Origin of the sequence: Pseudomonas sp. ABC1 (assembly GCF_013395055.1) — a bacterium.
In the GTDB taxonomy this organism is placed as follows: Bacteria; Pseudomonadota; Gammaproteobacteria; order Pseudomonadales; family Pseudomonadaceae; genus Stutzerimonas.
In genome coordinates, this window is sequence record NZ_CP058349.1 from 3,485,394 (window position 1) to 3,506,158 (window position 20,765).

Annotated in this window: 19 protein-coding genes and 1 tRNA gene; all 20 read left to right on the forward strand. The window is 52.2% G+C overall.

Features of this window, described 5'->3' with window-relative positions; translation table 11 throughout:
- Window position 1: 1 nt before the first annotated feature.
- Window positions 2–1,054 (forward strand): Holliday junction branch migration DNA helicase RuvB, encoded by a 1,053-nt coding sequence (ruvB, locus tag HW090_RS15260; RefSeq protein WP_179114320.1) that lies wholly within the window; start codon window positions 2–4, stop codon window positions 1,052–1,054.
- Window positions 1,055–1,105: 51 nt separating this feature from the next.
- Window positions 1,106–1,546: a tol-pal system-associated acyl-CoA thioesterase gene (gene ybgC, locus HW090_RS15265; protein WP_179114321.1), complete on the forward strand. Its 441-nt coding sequence runs from the start codon at window positions 1,106–1,108 to the stop codon at window positions 1,544–1,546.
- 2 nt (window positions 1,547–1,548) lie between these two features.
- Complete coding sequence (gene tolQ, locus HW090_RS15270) at window positions 1,549–2,241, forward strand: protein TolQ (protein ID WP_179114322.1); 693 nt, start codon at window positions 1,549–1,551, stop codon at window positions 2,239–2,241.
- Window positions 2,242–2,252: 11 nt separating this feature from the next.
- A complete protein-coding gene (tolR, locus tag HW090_RS15275) occupies window positions 2,253–2,705 on the forward strand; it encodes a protein TolR (RefSeq protein WP_179114323.1) in 453 nt (150 codons plus the stop codon).
- Complete coding sequence (gene tolA, locus HW090_RS15280; RefSeq protein WP_179114324.1) at window positions 2,705–3,718, forward strand: cell envelope integrity protein TolA; 1,014 nt, start codon at window positions 2,705–2,707, stop codon at window positions 3,716–3,718. Before tolR ends, tolA begins: the two co-directional genes overlap by 1 nt.
- On the forward strand, window positions 3,715–5,013 hold the full coding sequence (gene tolB, locus HW090_RS15285) for a Tol-Pal system beta propeller repeat protein TolB (protein WP_179114325.1): 1,299 nt from the start codon (window positions 3,715–3,717) through the stop codon (window positions 5,011–5,013). Before tolA ends, tolB begins: the two co-directional genes overlap by 4 nt.
- 47 nt (window positions 5,014–5,060) lie before the next feature.
- Window positions 5,061–5,561: a peptidoglycan-associated lipoprotein Pal gene (gene pal / locus HW090_RS15290; RefSeq protein WP_179114326.1), complete on the forward strand. Its 501-nt coding sequence runs from the start codon at window positions 5,061–5,063 to the stop codon at window positions 5,559–5,561.
- 6 nt (window positions 5,562–5,567) lie between these two features.
- Window positions 5,568–6,362 carry a tol-pal system protein YbgF gene (gene ybgF, locus HW090_RS15295; RefSeq protein WP_179114327.1) on the forward strand — a complete coding sequence of 265 codons (795 nt, stop codon included), beginning with the start codon at window positions 5,568–5,570 and terminating at the stop codon, window positions 6,360–6,362.
- Between the two features lie 106 nt (window positions 6,363–6,468).
- Window positions 6,469–6,543, forward strand: a tRNA-Lys gene (locus tag HW090_RS15300).
- A 204-nt stretch (window positions 6,544–6,747) separates the two neighbouring features.
- On the forward strand, window positions 6,748–9,111 hold the full coding sequence (gene ligA / locus HW090_RS15305; protein WP_179114328.1) for an NAD-dependent DNA ligase LigA: 2,364 nt from the start codon (window positions 6,748–6,750) through the stop codon (window positions 9,109–9,111).
- 185 nt (window positions 9,112–9,296) lie between these two features.
- The gene (locus tag HW090_RS15310) at window positions 9,297–9,851 is read left to right on the forward strand and encodes a DUF2780 domain-containing protein (protein ID WP_179114329.1); all 555 of its coding nucleotides are present in this window, start codon (window positions 9,297–9,299) and stop codon (window positions 9,849–9,851) included.
- 520 nt (window positions 9,852–10,371) lie between these two features.
- The gene (locus HW090_RS15315; protein ID WP_179114330.1) at window positions 10,372–11,904 is read left to right on the forward strand and encodes a hypothetical protein; all 1,533 of its coding nucleotides are present in this window, start codon (window positions 10,372–10,374) and stop codon (window positions 11,902–11,904) included.
- Between the two features lie 274 nt (window positions 11,905–12,178).
- A complete protein-coding gene (locus tag HW090_RS15320; RefSeq protein ID WP_179114331.1) occupies window positions 12,179–12,598 on the forward strand; it encodes a hypothetical protein in 420 nt (139 codons plus the stop codon).
- 2 nt (window positions 12,599–12,600) lie between these two features.
- Entirely contained in the window at window positions 12,601–13,812 is a 1,212-nt protein-coding gene (locus HW090_RS15325) for a nucleotide sugar dehydrogenase (RefSeq protein WP_179114332.1), read from the forward strand.
- On the forward strand, window positions 13,809–14,786 hold the full coding sequence (locus HW090_RS15330; protein WP_179114333.1) for an NAD-dependent epimerase: 978 nt from the start codon (window positions 13,809–13,811) through the stop codon (window positions 14,784–14,786). Before HW090_RS15325 ends, HW090_RS15330 begins: the two co-directional genes overlap by 4 nt.
- Window positions 14,770–16,233 carry a lipopolysaccharide biosynthesis protein gene (locus tag HW090_RS15335; protein WP_179114334.1) on the forward strand — a complete coding sequence of 488 codons (1,464 nt, stop codon included), beginning with the start codon at window positions 14,770–14,772 and terminating at the stop codon, window positions 16,231–16,233. The genes HW090_RS15330 and HW090_RS15335 overlap by 17 nt, the downstream gene beginning before the upstream one ends.
- Before the next feature lie 105 nt (window positions 16,234–16,338).
- Window positions 16,339–17,682: an O-antigen polymerase gene (locus HW090_RS15340; RefSeq protein ID WP_179114335.1), complete on the forward strand. Its 1,344-nt coding sequence runs from the start codon at window positions 16,339–16,341 to the stop codon at window positions 17,680–17,682.
- 183 nt (window positions 17,683–17,865) lie between these two features.
- Window positions 17,866–19,077 (forward strand): glycosyltransferase, encoded by a 1,212-nt coding sequence (locus HW090_RS15345; RefSeq protein ID WP_179114336.1) that lies wholly within the window; start codon window positions 17,866–17,868, stop codon window positions 19,075–19,077.
- The gene (locus tag HW090_RS15350) at window positions 19,055–20,098 is read left to right on the forward strand and encodes a glycosyltransferase family 4 protein (RefSeq protein ID WP_179114337.1); all 1,044 of its coding nucleotides are present in this window, start codon (window positions 19,055–19,057) and stop codon (window positions 20,096–20,098) included. The genes HW090_RS15345 and HW090_RS15350 overlap by 23 nt, the downstream gene beginning before the upstream one ends.
- Window positions 20,099–20,171: 73 nt before the next feature.
- A complete protein-coding gene (locus HW090_RS15355) occupies window positions 20,172–20,744 on the forward strand; it encodes an acyltransferase (RefSeq protein ID WP_179114338.1) in 573 nt (190 codons plus the stop codon).
- Window positions 20,745–20,765: the final 21 nt, after the last annotated feature.

A 20,765-nucleotide genomic window follows, 5' to 3' on the forward strand; every position in this document is an offset into this window, starting at 1 on the left:
CATGATAGAAGCCGATCGGCTGGTGACCGCCACGGGGCGCGACCGCGACGAGCAACTGGACCGCGCCATTCGCCCGTTGAAGCTGGCCGAATACATCGGCCAGCCGGTCGTGCGCGAGCAGATGGACCTGTTCATCCGTGCCGCCACCGCGCGTCGCGAATCCCTCGACCATACCCTGATCTTCGGTCCGCCCGGACTGGGCAAGACGACCCTGGCCAACATCATCGCCCAGGAAATGAACGTCTCGATCAAGAGCACGTCCGGGCCCGTTCTGGAACGTCCGGGCGACCTGGCGGCGCTGCTGACCAACCTGGAAGCGGGTGACGTCCTGTTCATCGATGAAATCCATCGTCTGTCGCCCGTGGTCGAGGAGGTGCTGTATCCGGCGATGGAAGACTTCCAGCTCGATATCATGATCGGCGAAGGGCCGGCGGCACGCTCCATCAAGCTCGATCTGCCGCCGTTTACGCTGGTTGGTGCCACCACCCGTGCGGGCATGCTGACCAATCCCTTGCGGGATCGCTTCGGTATCGTGCAGCGCCTGGAGTTCTATTCCAGCGAAGACCTGGCCACGATTGTCAGTCGCTCGGCGAATATCCTGGGCCTGACCATCGAGGCAGAAGGGGCTTTCGAGATCGCGCGTCGCGCACGAGGGACGCCGCGTATCGCCAATCGCCTGTTGCGCCGGGTGCGCGACTTTGCCGAAGTACTGGGCAATGGCGAGATCAGCCGTTCGACCGCTGACCGTGCGCTGAACATGCTGGACGTCGACGAGCGCGGCTTCGATCACCAGGATCGCCGACTGTTGTTGACGCTCATCGAGAAATTCGACGGCGGGCCGGTCGGGCTGGATAACCTCGCGGCGGCGATCAGCGAGGAACGGCACACCATCGAGGATGTACTCGAGCCCTACCTGATCCAGCAGGGCTACATCATGCGTACGCCGCGTGGCCGCGTGGTCACCCGTCACGCCTATCTGCACTTCGGCCTGAACCTGCCCAAGCGCCTGCTCGACCCGCAGACGCCCGACCTTTTCGATCCCGTAGCAGAATGATTGAAAAATTGTTCACTTACCCAATTGGCAATTATCAGGGCTGGCACTAGTATGCGCGCGCACACTCAGGAAGCTTTTCATCACCGCTGCCGTGTCTACTACGAGGACACCGATGCGGGTGGCATCGTCTACTACGTCAACTACCTCAAATTCATGGAACGCGCGCGGACCGAACGCTTGCGTGGGCTGGGTTTCTTCCAGTCGCGCCTGGCAGCGGAAGGGCTGCTGTTCGTCGTGCATTCCAGCGAGGCCCGTTACCGTTCACCGGCACACCTGGATGACGAGTTGCTGGTAACGGCCGAAGTCGTGGAGATGAAGCGAGCCAGCCTGCGTTTTTGCCAGCAGGTCAGGCGGGTCACTGATGATACGTTGCTCTGCGAAGGGCAATTCGTGGTGGCCTGCGTGCACGCCGACAGTTTGAAACCCCGGGCTATACCAGAGGCGCTACGTGAAGCCCTCGTGAGCCAGGGTCCATTCCCAGCAGGAGAGTAAGCGTGGAAGCCAACGTCGATCATATGTCCATGTGGAGCCTGATCAGCAATGCCAGCTTCGTGGTTCAGCTGGTTATGCTGATCCTCGTCGGCGCCTCGGTCGTTTCGTGGATACTCATCTTTCAGCGCGGCAATCTGTTGCGTGCGGCCAAGCGTTCGTTGCTGGAATTCGAGGAGCGCTTCTGGTCGGGTATCGACCTGTCCAAGCTCTATCGCCAGGCCGGCGCCAACCCTGACCCCGATTGCGGTGTCGAGCAGATTTTCCGTGCCGGCTTCAAAGAGTTCTCCCGCCTGCGCCAGCAGCACGGCGTCGATCCCGATGCGGTCATGGATGGTGTCAGCCGTGCGATGCGCGTTGCGATCTCCCGCGAGGAAGAGAAGCTGGAGCAGAGCCTGCCGTTCCTCGCGACCGTCGGCTCCACCAGTCCTTATATCGGTCTGTTCGGCACCGTCTGGGGGATCATGAACTCGTTCCGTGGTCTGGCCCAGGTACAGCAGGCGACCCTGGCAACGGTGGCGCCTGGCATCGCCGAGGCCTTGATCGCGACCGCCATCGGCCTGTTCGCGGCGATCCCGGCGGTCATCGCCTACAACCGCTTCTCCGCCCGCTCGGAAACGCTGATCGCTCGTTACTACATGTTCGCCGACGAGTTCCAGGCGATCCTGCACCGCAAAGTCCATACCTCCGAAGACTGAGGTCCGACGCAATGGCTCGAATTCGCAACAGACGCAAGCCCGTCGCCGAGATGAACGTCGTGCCCTATATCGACGTCATGCTCGTGCTGCTGGTGATCTTCATGGTGACCGCGCCGATGCTCAACCAGGGCGTCAAGGTCGACCTGCCCAAGGTCAGCAGCGAGACCTTGCCTCAGGACAACGACTCCCGCGTGCTGACCATTTCCATCAAGGCCGACAAGACCTACTACTGGAACATGGGCAGTGAGGTCGATACCGATACCGTGCAGGACAAGGCACTGACCCTGGATGAAATGACCCGGGCAGTCACGGCGATCATGAACCAGAACCGCAGCCAGGGTAAGGCCGTGCAGGTCTTCGTGCGCGGCGACAAGGCGGTCGATTACGGCGCGGTGATGAGTGCCATGGGTGGATTGCAGGAAGCGGGCGTCGGCAATGTCGGCCTGATTACCGAGGCCCCCTGATGCCTTACACACCGCGTTCACCATCGGAAAGCTATTTCTGGCCCACCATCGTGGCGGTGGCGCTGCATGTGCTGATCTTTGGCATGCTGTTTATCAGCTTCTCGCGAACGCCCGAGCTGCCGCCTTCGCGCCCGGTTATCCAGGCCACGCTTTATCAGTTGAAGTCGCAAAGCCAGGCCACGACCCAGACCAACCAGAAGATTGCTGGCGAAAAGCAGAAAACCTCAGCGCCCCTGCACGAAACCGAGCAGATGGAGCAGCGCAAGGCTGAGCAGGCTGCGGAACAAAAACGTGCCGAGGAGGCTCGAAAGGCCCAGCAAGAGCAACAGAAAGCAGCCGAGGCCAGCAAGGCAGCGGAAGAGCAAAAGGTTGCCGCAGCAAAGAAAGCGGCGGAAGCGAAAAAACAGGAAGAGCTGAAGCAGGCCGACATCGCCAAGAAGAAGGCCGAGCAAGAAGCTGCCAAGAAGAAAGCTGAAGAAGAATCCAAGAAAAAAGCCGCTGCCGAGGCCGCCAAGAAAAAGGCTGCTGAAGAGGCGAAGAAGAAGGCTGCGGCTGAAGAAGCCAAGAAGAAGGCGGCAGCCGAGGCAGCGAAGAAAAAAGCCGCTGAAGAGGCGCGGCGCAAGGCTAACGAAGACCGTAAGGCACAGGCGCTGGCGGAGCTGCTGTCGGAAGATACCGGCTACCAGCAGGCGCTGGCTGATGAGCGGGGTGACAAGGTTGCCGGGAATCTCGACGACCTGATCGTGCGCCTGGTCAGTGAACAGTGGCGTCGTCCACCGTCCGCGCGTAATGGCATGACCGTGGAGGTGCTGATCGAGATGCTGCCGGATGGCACCATCACCAATGCCAGTGTCACGCGCTCAAGCGGTGACTCTCCATTCGACAGCTCGGCTGTGGCGGCAGTGCGTAATGTGGGCCGCATCGCGGAAATGCAGCAATTGGACCGCTCGACGTTCGATCAGATGTATCGCAAACGTCGTGTCATCTTCAAACCCGAGGACTTGAGTCTGTGAATACCCTGATTCGTATCGCCCTGATGGGCCTGATCATGTTGGCGGGCAGTGCCCAGGCCGCGGATCCGCTGATCATTTCCGGTGGCAACGACCGTGCGGTACCCATCGCCGTCGTGCCGTTCGGCTGGCAGGGCGGTAATGTGCTGCCTGAGGACATGTCGACCATCATCGGCAATGACCTGCGCAACTCCGGCAGTTTCGAGCCCATCCCGCGGCAGAACATGATCAGCTTGCCGACCCAGGCCAGCGAAGTCATCTACCGCGACTGGAAAGCACTGGGCGCGCAATACCTGGTCGTCGGCAACATCCAGCCTGCCGCTGGCCGTCTGCAGATCCAGTTCGCTGTGTTCAACGTGACCACCGAACAGCAGGTGATGACGGGTAGCGTTGGCGGTTCGGCTGATCAACTGCGCGACATGGCTCACTATGCTTCGGACCAGATTTTCGAGAAGCTGACGGGTGTCAAGGGTGCCTTTTCCACGCGTCTGCTCTATGTGACGGCTGAGCGACTGGGCTCCAATAACACGCGCTACACGCTGCAGCGCTCGGATTACGATGGCGCTCGTGCCGTAACCCTGTTGCAGTCGCGTGAGCCGATCCTCTCGCCGCGCTATTCGCCGGATGGCCGTCGCATCGCCTATGTGTCCTTCGAACAGAAGCGCCCGCGTATCTTCATCCAGCATATCGATACCGGACGCCGTGAGCAGATCACAAATTTCGAAGGCCTCAACGGTGCCCCGGCGTTCTCGCCCGATGGCAATCGCCTCGCTTTCGTGCTGTCCAAGGACGGAAACCCGGAGATCTACGTGATGGACCTCGGAACACGCAACATGCAGCGCCTGACCAACCATTACGGCATCGATACCGAGCCGTTCTGGGGCGCTGATGGGCAGACCATCTACTTCACTTCCGACCGCGCTGGCAAACCACAGATCTACAAGCAGCGCCTTGGCAGCAACAATGCGGAGCGTGTGACGTTCGTCGGTAACTACAATGCCAACCCGAAATTGTCCGCCGATGAGAAGACCCTGGTGATGATCCATCGCCAGGACGGTTACACCAATTTCAAGGTGGCTGCACAGGACCTCCAGCGTGGAAACCTTCGGTTGCTTTCCGATAGCACTTTGGATGAGTCGCCCACTGTTGCGCCCAATGGCACCATGCTAATCTATGCAACCCGCCAGCAGGGTCGGGGAGTCTTGATGCTCGCGTCCATCAATGGTCGAGTGAGGCTCCCACTTCCTACCGCTCAAGGCGAAGTCCGAGAGCCGTCATGGTCCCCTTACCTGAACTGATGCGGTAATCAACGCTTTTAACCAAAACACACCTGGGGTTGTTACACATGGAAATGCTGAAATTCGGTAAGTTCACTGCTCTGGCTCTGGCCATGGCTGTTGCAGTTGGTTGCTCCTCCAAAGGCGGCGACGATTCTGGCGAAGGCGCTGCCATCGACCCGAACGCTGGCTACGGTGCTGACCGTGGCGCCGTTGACGGTAGCCTGAGCGAAGAAGCCGCCCTGCGCGCCATCACCACTTTCTACTTCGAGTTCGACAGCTCCGAGCTGAAGCCTGAGGCCCTGCGCGCTCTGGACGTTCACGCCAAGGACCTGAAAGGCAACGGCGCTCGCGTCGTTTTGGAAGGCCACACTGACGAGCGCGGCACCCGCGAGTACAACATGGCTCTGGGCGAGCGTCGTTCCCAGGCCGTACAACGCTATCTGGTTCTGCAGGGCGTTTCCCCGGCTCAACTGGAACTGGTTTCCTACGGCGAAGAGCGTCCGGTTGCTCTGGGCAGCGACGAGCAGTCCTGGGCTCAGAACCGCCGCGTAGAACTGCGCAAGTAATTTGCCATGCGTAAGTGCCGTCATGCTCTGTCTCTGATCGCGCTCAGCCTGCCGCTTCATGCGCTGGCTGTGCCGGTTTCCGAGAGTGATTCGAGTGCTGCCTATGGCAGCTACCCGGTGACCAATACAGATGTGGGCGGTGCTTATGCGGGGGGTGGGGCAACGGCCCCATCTTCCGCGCAAGGCATGCTGTTCATGCAACTGCAGCAGATGCAGCAGGAGATAGCGCAATTGCGCGGTCTGCTGGAAGAACAGCAGAACCAGATCCAACGCTTGCAACAGGAAGGCCTGGAGCGTTATCAGGATCTGGACCGTCGCGTATCGAGTGGGGCTCCAGCTTCATCCTCGACCGACCAGAATTCATCGAGTGGTAGCGCCCAGGGCGCTAGCGCTTCTACGGCACAAAATGCTTCGTCCGCTCCGGGGGATCCCGAGAAGGAAAAGCTGTTCTACGATGCCGCTTTCGACCTCATCAAAGCCAAGGACTTCGAAAAGGCCAGTCAGGCATTTTCGGCATTCCTGCGCCGTTATCCAGACAGTCAGTATGCGGGTAACGCTCAATACTGGCTGGGTGAGGTGACCTTGGCCAATGGCGATCTGCAAGGTGCTGCACAGGCTTTCGCCAAAGTCGGCGAGACCTATCCGCAACACGGCAAGGTGCCCGATGCGCTCTACAAGCTGGCAGATGTCGAGATGCGCCTGGGCAATCGTGAAAAGGCCCAGGGGATTTTTCGCCAGGTCATTGCACAGTACCCCAAGAGTTCGGCGGCCCAGCTTTCCCAGCGTCAACTGAACCGTTGAGGTTTGTGCGTCTGCCCGGCTGACAGCAGGGCGACTCTGGTGATGCAATAAATTTCAGAAAAAAGTTTCAATTCTCCAGCGAAATCAGTATGATGCGCCCCGCGTTGGGTCGTTAGCTCAGTGGTAGAGCAGTTGGCTTTTAACCAATTGGTCGTAGGTTCGACCCCTACACGACCCACCATATACGCAAAGCCCTCCTCGTGAGGGTTTTTGCATTTCTGGTGGCAGGAAATGCTCTCGATGCTGTGCTGAGCACAGGGCTTCGATACGCCGCTGTCTGCTGCTCAGTGATCGTAGTGATAGCCATGGGTCGCTCTGGGTGTTCTGCGCTGACCGAGGAGGCTAGAATCTCCGGCCCGAGATTTCGATAAGCATCCGTTTCCCTATGTCTTCAGCCCAGGCCGCCGCCGAACGTATCGCCCAGTTGCGCAGTGAACTGGATGCGCACAACTATCGCTACTACGTGCTCGATGATCCAGCAGTGCCGGACGCCGAATACGATCGGCTGTTCAACGAGCTCAAGGCCTTGGAGGCCGAGCATCCCGAGCTGGTCACTCCGGAGTCGCCGACCCAGCGGGTCGGCGGTCAGGCACTGGAGGCCTTCGGCCAGGTTCGGCATGAAGTGCCGATGCTCAGCCTTGGTAATGCCTTCGAGGAGCAGGACCTGCAGGACTTCGACCGTCGTGTGCGCGAAGGGCTGGACCTGCCAGGCGGTGACCTGTTCGGCGATGGTGTTGCAGTTATCTACAGCTGTGAGCCGAAGCTCGATGGCCTTGCGGTCAGTCTGCTATACGAGAACGGTCAACTGGTACGCGGCGCCACCCGTGGCGACGGTACGACCGGCGAAGACATCACCAGCAACGTACGCACCGTGCGCAACATTCCATTGAAGCTGCAGGGCAGCGGCTGGCCGACGGTTCTGGAGGTGCGTGGCGAAATCTACATGCCCAAGGACGGCTTCGAGGCGCTGAATGTGCGTCAACTGGAGGGCGGGGGTAAGCCTTTCGCCAACCCGCGTAATGCCGCCGCCGGCAGTCTGCGGCAGTTGAACCCTAAGATCACCGCTGATCGTCCGCTGGAACTATGTGCCTATGGTGTGGGCCGTAGCGATGGCGAGTTACCGTCGACTCACTTCGATATTCTCCAGGCACTGCGTGGCTGGGGATTGCCGATCAGCCGTGAGCTGAGGCGCGCGACGGGTGTTGCCGAGTGCCAGGCCTACTACCGTGATATCGGCGAGCGCCGCGATGCATTGCCCTATGAAATCGATGGCGTGGTGTTCAAGGTCGACTCAGTGCCTCAGCAGCGTGAGTTGGGCTTTCGTGCCCGGGAGCCGCGCTGGGCGATCGCACACAAATTCCCGGCACGAGAAGAAATCACCGAGCTGCTCGGCGTGGAGTTCCAGGTGGGACGCACCGGGGCTATTACGCCGGTTGCGCGGCTGAGGCCGGTGCAGGTGGCGGGCGTAACGGTGTCCAATGCCAGTCTGCACAATATGGATGAAGTGGTGCGGCTTGGTGTGATGATCGGCGACAGTGTGATCGTGCGCCGTGCCGGGGACGTGATCCCACAGATCCTGGGGGTCGTCGCCGAGCGCCGGCCGGAAAATGCCGTGGCGATCCAGGTGCCAGAGTGCTGCCCGGTTTGTGGTTCGGCGGTCGAGCGCACGCAGTTGGTCAAGCGCAGCAAAGGGCGTTCCTCGACCAGTGACGGCTCCATTTATCGCTGTGTGGGGCGGCTGGCCTGCCAGGCGCAGTTGAAGCAGGCGATCATCCACTTCGTATCGCGCCGGGCGATGGATATCGATGGCCTGGGCGACAAGATCGTCGAGCAGTTGGTCGACACGGGCCTCGTCGCATCTCCTGCCGATCTCTATGCGCTGTACTTCGAGCAACTGGTCGTACTCGATGGCTTTGCCGAACTGTCTTCACGCAACCTGCTGGCGGCTATCGATGCGAGCAGAACCCCGACCCTGGCGCGCTTCATCTATGCCCTTGGCATTCCCGATGTCGGCGAGGAAACCGCCAAACTGCTGGCCAGGGCGCTGGGTACGCTGGAGCGTATCGGCAAAGCGCTCCCTCAAGTGCTGACTTACTTGCCCGATGTCGGTCTGGAAGTGGCGCACGAGATCCATAGCTTCTTCGAGGATGAACACAACAGCGGTGTTATTGCTGCGCTGATGGGGCATCTCACGTTGCAAGACGAAGGAGAGCTGCACCCGGAGTTCGCCGCGTCCACGACCCTGGCCGAACTGCTAGACAAGCTGGGCATTCCCTTTATTGCCAGTACGGGGGCGCAACGCCTGGCCGAGCGTTTCGGTAGCCTGGATGCCGTGGTCACGGCGGATTGGCTCGACCTGCGCCAGGTCGAACGACTCAACGAAAAGGCCGCGAATTCCCTGCGCGACTTTTTCAGTGACGCGGCCAATACCGCACGAGCCAAGGCCATAGAGGCCCAGTTGCTTGAGTTCGGTATGCATTGGCAGAGCGAGAAGAAGGTGGCGCAGGGGCTGCCGCTGGTGGGGCAGACCTGGGTGTTGACGGGCACCCTGGAAAGCTTGAGTCGCGATGTGGCCAAGCAGCGCCTGGAGGCTTTGGGTGCGAAGGTTGCGGGCTCTGTGTCCGCCAAGACCAGCGTGGTCGTTGCCGGGCCGGGCGCTGGTTCCAAACTGGGAAAGGCCAGGGAGCTGGGCGTCAATATATTGGATGAAGAAGCCTTTCTGGCCGAGCTCGCCCGATTGGCACCGTAAGCGCCGCACTTCGGTGCCACGGTCAGATGCACGCTCACCCTGAAAGGTTTGCTGGCGCGTCATCGGCGTACTAAGTCTGGACATCCACTACCGTGCCGCCTATCGTTCGTGCCGGTCGCGCGGCCCGCAGTGGCCGCGCTTTCTCATGGCCTCCATGGCTGTCATATACGACTAGAGATCTGTCTATGAAAAACTCCCTTGCCATCACTATTGGTGCGGCCCTGGCCATTGCGGCTGGCTCGGCTTCGGCTTTCAACCTGGGCGAAGCAGCCAAGCTGGCCTCGACAGTCACTGGCAACCAAACCATCGCGGAAAACACGGAAACCCTCGAGCTGCTCAACACGCTCTCGAACCTGAACGTTTCCCCGCAGCAGGCTGCTGGCGGCACCACTGCTTTGCTGAAGTTGGCCGAAAACAAACTGAGCGCTACCGATTACGCGCAACTGGCCTCGGAAGTTCCTGGCCTGGAGCACCTGGGCGCCAATGGCACGCTCGGGCAACTGAGCTCGCTGGGCGGTAGCCTGCTCGGCAAGAAAGACAGCTCGTCCAACGCAGTCACCAGCGCCCTGGGCAGTGTGCAGACCATGCAGGACGTCAACAAAGCCTTCTCGGCGCTTGGTATGGATAGCTCCCTGGTAGGTCAGTTCAGCCCGATCATCCTGCAATACCTCGGCAAGCAGGGGCTTTCCAACTCGCTGCTGCAAAACCTGTCGGGTATCTGGGGCGTAAGCGGTTCCTGATACAAGCATCACTGCAGGGGGAGTGTTGTCTCTCCCTGCACGCTCTCGTTCATGTCCTTTCCACCTACGGCACAACCTACTGTGCTGGTCCCGATACTGCTGGATGTGTGAAGCCCCAGTTCCTGTCTTTACGGCATAGTCCGTAATGGGCTCATCCATGCCAGTAGTCACTCCTGCTTTTGCCATATGTGTCCGGCCAGGCCGTATTGCTTGCCCTCAATGAATGCTCTAGCCCGCGCTTTCCACGCAAGGCAAGTTCAATAAATGTATCGAAACGGAACCAGTCATGCGCGAAGTGGTCCAGAACAGGTCCGAACACGTCTTGACTGGGTTTGTTTAGGTCGAGCTGTGGCTAATTGCTATCATCTTGTGGGGATTAGAGTCAAAAAACCGGCAAATTTGGATGCTTAAAAAAGCGCTATCCATGGACCAAGCATGTAAAATTACCGATTTGAATTTACGCTCTTCGGGGTGTTTTAGAGATTAATTCTCATTAATTTGCAAAAGGGATATGCAGTAGATGCAAACTCATGCGAACACACCGCCACCCAGAGAGAACGATGAGATCGACCTGGGGCAACTGATGATGAACATCTGGGCCACGCGTGGCAGGGTTGCGCTCTCCCTGCTGGCAGTCACTGCCATCTTCTGCGTTTACCTGGCCGTAAGCTACTTCACCAGTCCCAAGCCCACGCGCTACAGCTACGTATTCGACCTTGCCTTCGAAGGGCTGCAGAACGGTAAGTTTCCAAATGGTTCACGCTTTCTGCTGAGCGATGTGATCAGTCCCACCGTCCTCAACCGCGTATACCGCAGTAATGAACTGGAAGGTTACGACCTGCCCGTCGATGACTTCCGCCGTAGTGTCAATATCCAGCCTTATGCCCCTGATTATTTATTGATCAAGGAGCGCTATGAGCGCCAACTGGCAGACAAAAAACTGGGTGCCAGTGATATTGCCGAACTGCAACGCCAGATGAATGCCGACCTCAAGGCCGCTTCCAGCGGAAGTTTCCGCATCACTCTGCAACTACCCGACGGCAAGACACTGCCCGACACAGTGGCCAGCAAGGTGTTGATGGATATCGGCAGTGTTTGGGGCAAGCGTGCAATCGATGAATTAGGCGTTCTCAAACCGTCATTGCCTGTTTACTCCGAGCGTATCTTCGATCAGGAACGTTTCGAGAATATCGACTACCTGATGAGTATGGACCTGTTGCTCAATAGCATCGAGCTGGTGCGCGGAAATATCAGTGCCTTGAAGAAAGAACCCAATGCCACCAACCTAGTGGATGAGGAGACCGGTTTTACCTTGGCTGACTTGGACAAAGCCATTCAGGATGTTGCTGATTATGATATTCGCCAGATTGTCGACCCGATAAGGCAGTTGGGTATCTCGCGTAACAAACAGGTAGTTACCCTGCACTACACCCGCAGATTGGAAGACCTGCGTGACGAAAAGCGCATATTGCTTGAGCGTGCCAAGGCCATTCGTAGTGTATTGCGTGACTATTCTCGAGAAATCCAGAGCGATGGTTCAAGTGCTGTAGCCAGTAATCAGAATAACCTTGTGCCTCAATTGGGTGATGCCTTTCTCGATCGCCTGCTGGAAGTTTCTCGCCAGGGTAGCGATCTGGAGTTCCGTCAAAAGTTGATGGCGGAAGTGCTGGAGTTTGAGAACAAGGCCATCGATAAGGAACGGGCCATCGCAGATATCGAAAAGACCCTCTTGGCGCTGGAAGGTGGCAGGGGAGATGCCCAGGAGCTGCGTGATATTTATCTGAAGGAAGTGGCCGAGGTCTTGCCAAAGGTGTTGGATACATTGCGTGGTTATACGCAGGTTGTTGTGCGTCTGTATGAAAAACAGGGGCGGCAGGTGGCAGGGAATACTAGCCAGTTGTTGGACGGGGTGGGCGGTTCGTTCGAGAGAAAGAGCCCAATTTTTATTTCTGATGAAAATATAAAAGTGCTGATGATTCTGCTGCTCTTGCTGGGTGTCGTCAGTGTGTTTATGAGCTTGTTTTTGGATATGGTTCGTCGGCGTAATAGTTAATGCTTTACTACGTTTGATTTCAAGGTTTTTCGGCGCTCATTAAGGCTGGAGGCGATTAAATGATCCTGGCTAAGGATGCTGCTGAAGTAGTCAGAGAGCATTAGGCTAGTTTAGCTGTCCATAGAAACTTTAGTCGTTGTGTTAAGGTTTGGGTTGAATGTGCAACCAATATATTTTCTGGCCTCATTAAAGTGGTGTCGGAGAATACTAAATGTGTATTGATATTATCAATATACTGATGATAGTGGGTGGCCTGAGATGTTTAAGGATGTGTATGAATAATAAGCTAGCTATATTTTTTTTCTGTGCTGTATTTTTGTCGGCCTGTGGTGAGACGGGGGAGCCAGTCAAGGTGACCGGCGATATGCCAAAAAGTTTGACTGCCATTTACTTTCGTGATGGCGTGGGGATAGATTTCGGTGCTTCTCCAGTAATGGATAGAGTTATCGATGATAAGGGGCGTAAACTTCGTGTTGTAACTTATCACCTTGATTCGGATATTAAAAATATTGACTCGGGCGTTTTTGCTATTCTTCAGTCGGAAGGGTATGAAAGGATAGAGGCTCCTAAGGGAACCAATGACCTGAGTGTTAAATACCGTAATTCTTCCGGTACGATTTCTTTTCGTTATAAGGAACAAGTCTCTGAGGGTCTTGTGAAAAATATCCGACTGTACGTTTCCTGGCGGATTTGAATATGAAGATTGATAATACTTTGGATAAAATTAAAACTCGAGATTCACTTATAGGCGTCGTTGGCCTTGGCTATGTAGGGCTTTCCAATGCCGTGCTCCTTGCGCAGCACAACAAGGTTATTGCGCTGGACATTGATCAAGCCAGAGTGGGCCTAGTCAATGACCACCAGTCGCCTATCGAAGACAGAGAAATTCAGCAATTTCTGGCCGAAAAAAAACTCGATCTGAAGGCAACTCTCGACAAGGAGGAGGCATACCGCAACGCTGCATTCGTGATTATCGCTACGCCTACCGACTACGATCCGCAAAGCAATTTTTTCAACACCCGCAGCGTCGAGGCGGTAATCGAGGACGTACTGGCGATCAATCCCGATGCGGTGATGGTGATCAAGTCCACTGTACCGGTTGGTTACACCAAGAGCGTCCGCGAGAAGTACAACACCGAGAACATCATCTTCTCGCCGGAGTTCCTGCGCGAAGGCAAGGCCCTGCACGATAACCTCTATCCCTCGCGGATCATTGTCGGCGAGCAGAGCGAGCGCGCCGAGGCGTTTGCCGAACTGCTGCAACAGGGCGCTATCAGGCAGGGTGTGGAGGTGCTGTTTACCGACTCAACCGAAGCCGAAGCCATCAAGCTGTTCTCCAACACCTACCTGGCCATGCGCGTCGCCTATTTCAACGAATTGGACAGCTACGCCCAGGTGCATGGTCTGGATACCAAGCAGATTATCGAAGGGGTAGGGCTGGATCCGCGCATCGGCAGCCATTACAACAACCCGTCCTTTGGCTACGGCGGCTATTGCCTGCCCAAGGATACCAAGCAACTGCTGGCCAACTACGATCAGGTACCCAACAACCTGATCAAGGCCATCGTCGATGCCAACCGTACCCGCAAGGATTTCATAGCTGACAGCATCCTGGCTCGCAATCCGAAAGTGGTTGGCATCTACCGCTTGGTCATGAAGTCCGGCTCCGACAACTTCCGCGCCTCGGCCATTCAGGGCGTGATGAAACGTATCAAGGCCAAAGGGATCGAAGTGGTGGTATACGAGCCCGCGTTGCAAGAGGGCAGCTTCTTCCAGTCCCGGGTGATCAGCGACTTGAATGAATTCAAGAATATAAGCGACGTGATCGTCGCCAATCGCGCCTCGGATGACCTGCAGGATGTAGCAGCCAAAATCTACACCCGCGATTTGTTTGGGAATGATGCATGAAATACCTTGTAACCGGCGCTGCCGGCTTTATCGGCATGTACACAGCCAAGCGCCTGCTGGAGCAAGGCGAAGAAGTGGTCGGGCTGGATAATTTGAATGATTACTACGACCCGGTCCTCAAGGAGTACCGTTTAGCTCAACTGGCACCGCACCCAAATTTCCGTTTTGTAAAAATGGATCTGGCCGACCGCGACGGCATGGCGCAGCTGTTCAAGAGCGAACAGTTCACCCACGTCATCCACCTGGCCGCCCAGGCGGGGGTGCGTTACTCGCTGGAAAACCCCTTTGCCTACGTGGACAGCAACTTGGTGGGTACCCTGTGTATCCTCGAAGGCTGTCGCCATAACCCGGTACAGCACCTGCTGTATGCCTCCTCCAGTTCGGTCTACGGCATGAACGCTAAGATTCCGTTCAGCGAAACCGACCAGGTGGACAACCCCGTTTCCCTATACGCGGCTACCAAAAAGTCCAACGAGCTGATGGCGCACAGCTACTCCAAGCTCTACAAGATCCCCACCACCGGGCTGCGTTTTTTCACCGTCTACGGCCCCGCCGGCCGGCCGGATATGGCCCCCTGGCTGTTCACCGAAGCCATCCTCAAAGGCGAGCCGATCAAGGTATTCAATCACGGCAAAATGCAGCGCGACTTCACCTACATCGACGACATCGTGGAAGGCATACTGCGCATCAACCAGCAGCCGCCTCAGGGGGAAATCCCCTACAGCTTGTTCAATATCGGTAACAACCAGCCTATTCAGCTGTCGCGCTTTATCCAGGCCATAGAAACCGCCTGCGGTAGACAGGCTGAAAAGGTGATGCTACCCATGCAGCCAGGGGATGTGGAGCGTACCTATGCTGACACCAGCAGGCTGGGAGAGAAGGTGGGCTATAAGCCGCAAATGGAAATTGAAGACGGGATAGCTAGATTTGTGAAGTGGTTTAAGGCATACAGTAATAATGACTACAAATCTTAAAAGTAAAGTACTAAAAGGCTTTGGTTGGATTTTTGCAGGTACACTTGGGCAAAATTTTCTTCAATTTCTAAGTTTAATAATTCTAGCTAGGCTACTTACACCAGATGAGTTTGGGGTGGTTAGCATAGCTCTGGTAATTGTTGGTTTCCTGAAAATTTTCACTGAGCTTGGTGTCGGGCCAGCTGTGGTGCAAAGACTAGAGCTAACAAAGTCCCACATTGGGACTGCTAACACGATGGCAGTTGTTCTGGGAGTAGCTGTCTCTTTTGCTTTGTATTTGAGTGCAAGTAAAATTTCTTTTTTCTTTGACATGCCAGAGTTGGAAAATGTAGTAAGAGTGCTTTCCTTGATGTTGCCAGCTTCTTCTCTTGCTGTCGTTGGCCAGTCACTGCTGCAGCGTAATTTAAAGTTTAGGCAAATAGCCATATATAACTTGTTAAGTTACGTTGTTGGATATGCCTGTATTTCAATACCTATGGCGCTTTTAGGATGCGGTGTTTGGTCTTTGGTTTTTTCCCAGCTTGGACAGATAGTAGCTATAAACTTGATCGTTCACTTTGTTGTAAAGGAGGCAAATTACTACGCGTTTAACATGGAGAGCGCCAAAGAGCTGTTAGGCTATGGAGCAGGTTACTCATTGGCGAAAGTTTCAAATTTTATAGCTGGTGAGGGTGATAATCTAATAGTTGGGAAGTTTCTTGGTGCCGGCGCTTTAGGGGTCTATAGTAATGCATACCGGCTAATGCTTTTCCCAGCCTCACTAATAGGGGGGGTAATAGATAAGGTTTTGTTTCCTATTTTGTCCAATATTCAAAATGATAAGGATAGGATTTCCAAAGTCTATGTTGATATATTATCGCTAGCAACAATGTTGCTAGTGCCTATGTCGATTTATTTATATTTTTTTGCGAATGAAATTATTATGTTGGTGCTGGGTTCGCAGTGGGGAGGCGCTGTTTTTGTTTTTCAATTGCTAATAATTTCCCTTGCCTTTAGGCTTAATTATAAGTTTAGTGACTTGCTGGCGGCTGCTTTAGGGGCTGTTTATCGTCGGGCAATAAGGCAGTTGATCTATGCGTTTGCTGTTGTTTTAGGGGCATATCTAGGGCACTTCTTTGGTGCGGAGGGCGTTGCTGTAGGTGTTGGGCTGGCAATCACATTAAATTATATAATTATGCTGCAATTAAGTCAGGTATTGATTGGATTCTCTTGGAGGGATGTTGCGCTAATGCATTTAAAACAGCTGTGGATGGCTGTGCTTATAATTGTATTCACTTATATCTCTAAGCGTTATATTTTTGATGGGGTGAAAAGTGAGCTATTGCTTTTGTTTTTGTCGGGTTTGTTTTTTGTTTCAATAACACTTTTTCTTTGGTTTGTTTTTTCAAGAATAATGAAGAGGGAACTCGAGATTTGTAAATTTATTTTGGGGCGGGTTTTTAGCTAATAATCAAAGTGATTTCCTGGAATAATCGGGAAGACTTATTGATGCTTGGGTAGGTGGTGGTTTCGAAAATGAAAATTATTTTAAAGTGGGGATTTTAGGCACTTCATGAGAGCTAAAAGTTTTTATTTTAAAAAAATTACTGTTGGCTTTATAAGTCTTTTAGTTCTTTTTTTGGGTTTTTCTTTAGAGAGCCATTTAGTGGCTGTAAGCTTGGTTATCATTTACTCGCTGTTGATTAGTTTTCTATTTTCTAGGGAGTCAATACTTGACCCTAGATCACTGTTTTTAATTATGCTTGCTGTTTATTCTACTTGGTTCTCACTTCAGGTTATTATTTTTGGTTATGAAGGGCCGCTTACTATCGATAGTGATATTTTGTTGAGTTCTATAAGGCTGCAGATGTTTGGAATTGTTGTATTTGTTTTAGTATGTATGGTGATGATTGATGAGAGTAGTGTTTCCTTGTCAAGAAGAGCATTCTTTGATGGCCTGTCTGTAGCAAGAAAAGAATACCTCAGTGAAAAAGCTATTTTTTGGCCGGTTTTGTTATTTGTATTATTTGCCTTGGTAGTAACTGCTGGGGGAGGGCATACAACAAAAAGAGAAATTCTTGATTCGGGGTCTGTTTTAAAGAGTGTTGCTGAGTTGTTTTTTTATATTCTGCTAGTGCTCGTAATGTTAGGTGCTTTAAGGAGAGGTAAACGGTTGGTTACCTACAAAGCTGTAATTGTTGTTTTTGTAGGGCTTGGTTATTTGTTGTTGCTAGGAGAGCGCGATATTTTCTTTAGGGCGGCAATTTTGATGTTCCTGCTGTTTGTTGATAAGAAAAACATGCCGGCCTTTTTAAGTGTGTTATTTGTTGTTATCCTCGCGGTAACTATTGTTCCATTGTCTCAAGGGCTTAAGGCAGTTTTTCTTTCTGGTGACATTGATTTTGCAGGTCTCGACTTAAGTCTTGTGTTCTCTAATGAGTTTATCAGTGCGGGCCGCAATTTATACTCCTTAATGTATTATGGTGTAGATAATAGCTTTTCATTTATTTTCAATGATGTATTAAGAGCTTTCGTGCCATCTTTTTTTCTCTCTGGTGCGGAGATTCAGAGCACGAGTTCGTGGTTTGACTCTGTTTATAGAGTGGAGAATGGATTCCAAGGTACTTCAGGGTGGGGGTTTTCAATTATGGCTCAGGGATATTTGGTCTCTGGGTACTTTGGTGTTTTTTTAATCATGGCTATTGCTGCTTCCATCTTATCACTACTTTATCGCCGAAGTTATGATGGTGAGTATTGGTATATTTTTTATTTAATGGCGCTGACTACTTATGTTTATATTATAAGAGCTGATTTTGCTAATTTATTGTCTCAGGTTTTCAAAATTGGTGGTCTAGCAGTGGTTGGTGTATATTTTACGCATTATCTTTTTTCTAAATTAAAAAAGCGGCCAATCTGAAAAGTGATATTTGACTTTGGCGGGGTTCTCGAAGTTAATTTGTGGGGCTTTACCATGAAGCCAAAAGCTTCCTTGCCGCCGAGCACATAGAAAACGCAAGTCTGTAATATGGGCGGCCGCGAAATCATTATTGTGAATTGGTCAGTGTAGATGACCGAATTAATAAAAGTGCTAGGAGGAAAATTGAGCAAACTATTATTTGTTCATGACCATACATTTACTTTAGTTGGCGACGATGTCTATTCTTCTGGCGCATTTCCAAGTTGGGCTTGGAATAGGTACCTGACTGACTTTTCTAGTGTTACGGTTGCTGCACGATCAAAAAAATACTCAGGAGATGTCAGCGCTCTCAGGATTGATCGAAGTGAGAGAGAGGGAGTTGAATTTCGATTTCTTGAAAATATTTCAACCTTGCAAGACCTCGTCACTGGTGGAGGGGATGCCGGAAGGGAACTTAGGGAGTTAGTGGCTAGTCATGATGCTGTAGTGGTTAGATTAAGTAGCGAGTTAGGGTTGTTAGCATTAAGACATGCAGTGGCTCTAAATAAGAAAGTTGCGGTTGAGCTAGTTGACTGTCCGTGGGACTCATATTGGAATTATGGTGGATTGGCTGCGAAGCTCTATGCGCCTCTTATAACGAGACGAGTCAGAAGTGCAGTAAAACAGGCTGATGGCGTACTTTATGTCACTCAGGCGTTCTTACAAAATCGGTATCCGTGCCGGCGCGGCGCGTTAACAACCGCATGTTCGAATGTGAATTTGAAAGGTATAGATGAAAGTACTTTGACCGGAAGACTAGAGAGAATTCTATCTAGAGAGCAGATTGTTAAGGATTCTCCAGTTATCGGCCAGATAGCGAGCTTGACAGGGAGGTTTAAAGGTATTCAGGTCATGCTGGAAGTCATTCCGGAACTGATAAAAACCTACCCCGGTTTGAAATATAAGGTTTTAGGCGCAGGCGACCCTAAACCATTTCTATTAAGAGCTGAGGCTCTCGGGATTTCAGATCACGTTGAGTTTTGTGGAACAGTTCCTTCGGGTGAGCCAGTTCTGAATTGGCTAGATAATATCGATTTGTATGTGCATCCTAGCCTAAAAGAGGGGCTTCCAAGGGGGGTAATTGAAGCCATGTCGCGGGGCTGCCCCGTAGTCGCAACCTCCGTAGCCGGGACACCAGAATTGCTTTCGAACAAGTTCCTTGTAAAGCCCAAGAGCAAAAAAGAACTATTAGAAAAGGTGTTGTTTGTTCTTTCTGATTCTTGTGATCTTGCTCAGGCGGCAAGAGATAATTTTACTAAGTCCAAAGAATATTCTTCTCCTTTGTTAGAAAATAGGAGGTCGGAATTTTGGGCTGCGTTTGCTGGGAGAGTATATGAAAATAATGTACTTTGTTGATAATAATCTGGGGACTGTTGGGGGTGAGCAGGAGTCTACAAAAATAATAGTCAAAGGCATGATAGAAAATGGCGTAGATGTATCTGTCGTGCAGCCGGGAATTCATGATGAGGGCATCCCGAAATCTGCTCAGGTTTACCTTGTTAAAGATGACAGGCTTAAAAAGGTTTTTAAAAAACCGCTTCTCTTTTTCTATTATTTTTTTCGTGTCTTTGGATGCGTTCGGTCATTTGCCCCAAGAGTCATTCATACTCAGGCGCAAGTTAGTTTTTTTATTGTTTCTTTAGGTCGGATGTTGAGGCTGATTTCTAGGGATATAGTGTTTATTCATACTGAGAGAGGTATTTACACTAAATATAATGCATTTTTTAGATTTGCTTTTATGTTTTTCATGCGAGAGCTAAATTCCCTTGTGTGCACAACTGAGGCCAATAAAGGCATGTGGACAGAGGCTCTTTCTAAGTTCAATCACGATATTGATATTAGTGTTATACACAATACGGCAGGCGCAAATTACATTTCAATTGGCGAGAAGATGTTTGATGGTGTGCTAACGTTAGGTTTTGCAGGTAGGTATTGTGATTGGAAAAACTGGCCTCTTGCTGAAGAGGTACTTTACAGTCTTTCTGCTAAGATACCTGAGCTTCAGGCTAATATGGCTGTTGGATGCCTAGATCAATTTTCCCTTGACTCCACGCAGGCGATGTTTTCCAGGCTTAAGGCCTCAATGGGGGATAAGTTTAATGGCGTTATTAATATGCCCTCTTCCGGAATGATAGATTTCTATAAGAATATAGATTTCTTTATTTTGACATCTTGGCCGGGAACAGAGTCATTTGGGCGGACTGTGGTGGAGGCGATGAGTTCCGGTTGTGTTGTTTTTGTTACGGAGGGCGGAGGGCCTCCGGAGGTTATTGGAGACCCATATTTTGTTTTTAAAGATATTGAGGTGCTTGTGGAAAAAATTTTGACTATATCGCGAGATAAAAAAATGCATCCATTATCTCCGAAAAAAATATAAATCGAGCCCATAGCTATTACTCGTTGAGCTCTAATATAAAGAGGCATCTTGAGCTATATGGTTTGGGGGAGCTATGAAGAACATTGTTGCTGAATTAAGATATCAGATTAGGTATGGTCTGCCTATCTGGTTTTTTACATTGATTACATCGTGGCTTCCTGATGTTGGTCCAGTAATGAAGTTTAGGGGAGGGCTAATATCTATTTTTTTGCCTGGGTTTCCGAAGAGGCTGTCTTTGGCTAGAGATGTTACATTTCTTGCGGCTAATAAAATTATTATTGGTAAGGATGTTTTTATTGCGAAAGGAGTTTGGGTAAATGGTATCGGTGGAGTAAGTTTTGGTGATGAGGTTGTTATAGCTCCTTATGTGGTCATGTCTTCAAATAATCATGGTTTTAAAGACGGATCGGTAAGATTTGGTGGTGGCCATCCGGCACCAATAGTTATTGGTAAAGGTTCTTGGGTGGCGGCTCATGCTGTTGTTGCTGCAGGTGTAACGATAGGTGAAGGTAACCTCATTGCAGCAAATTCGGTTGTGGTAAGGGATACTGCTAAAAACTCTGTAATTGCAGGCGTTCCAGGGAAGCTTGTTAAGGAGCGATTAGATAACCCTTCTCATATAATAAATAAGCACCAAGCTGGCTGATTAAACGATGCTCACATTAAC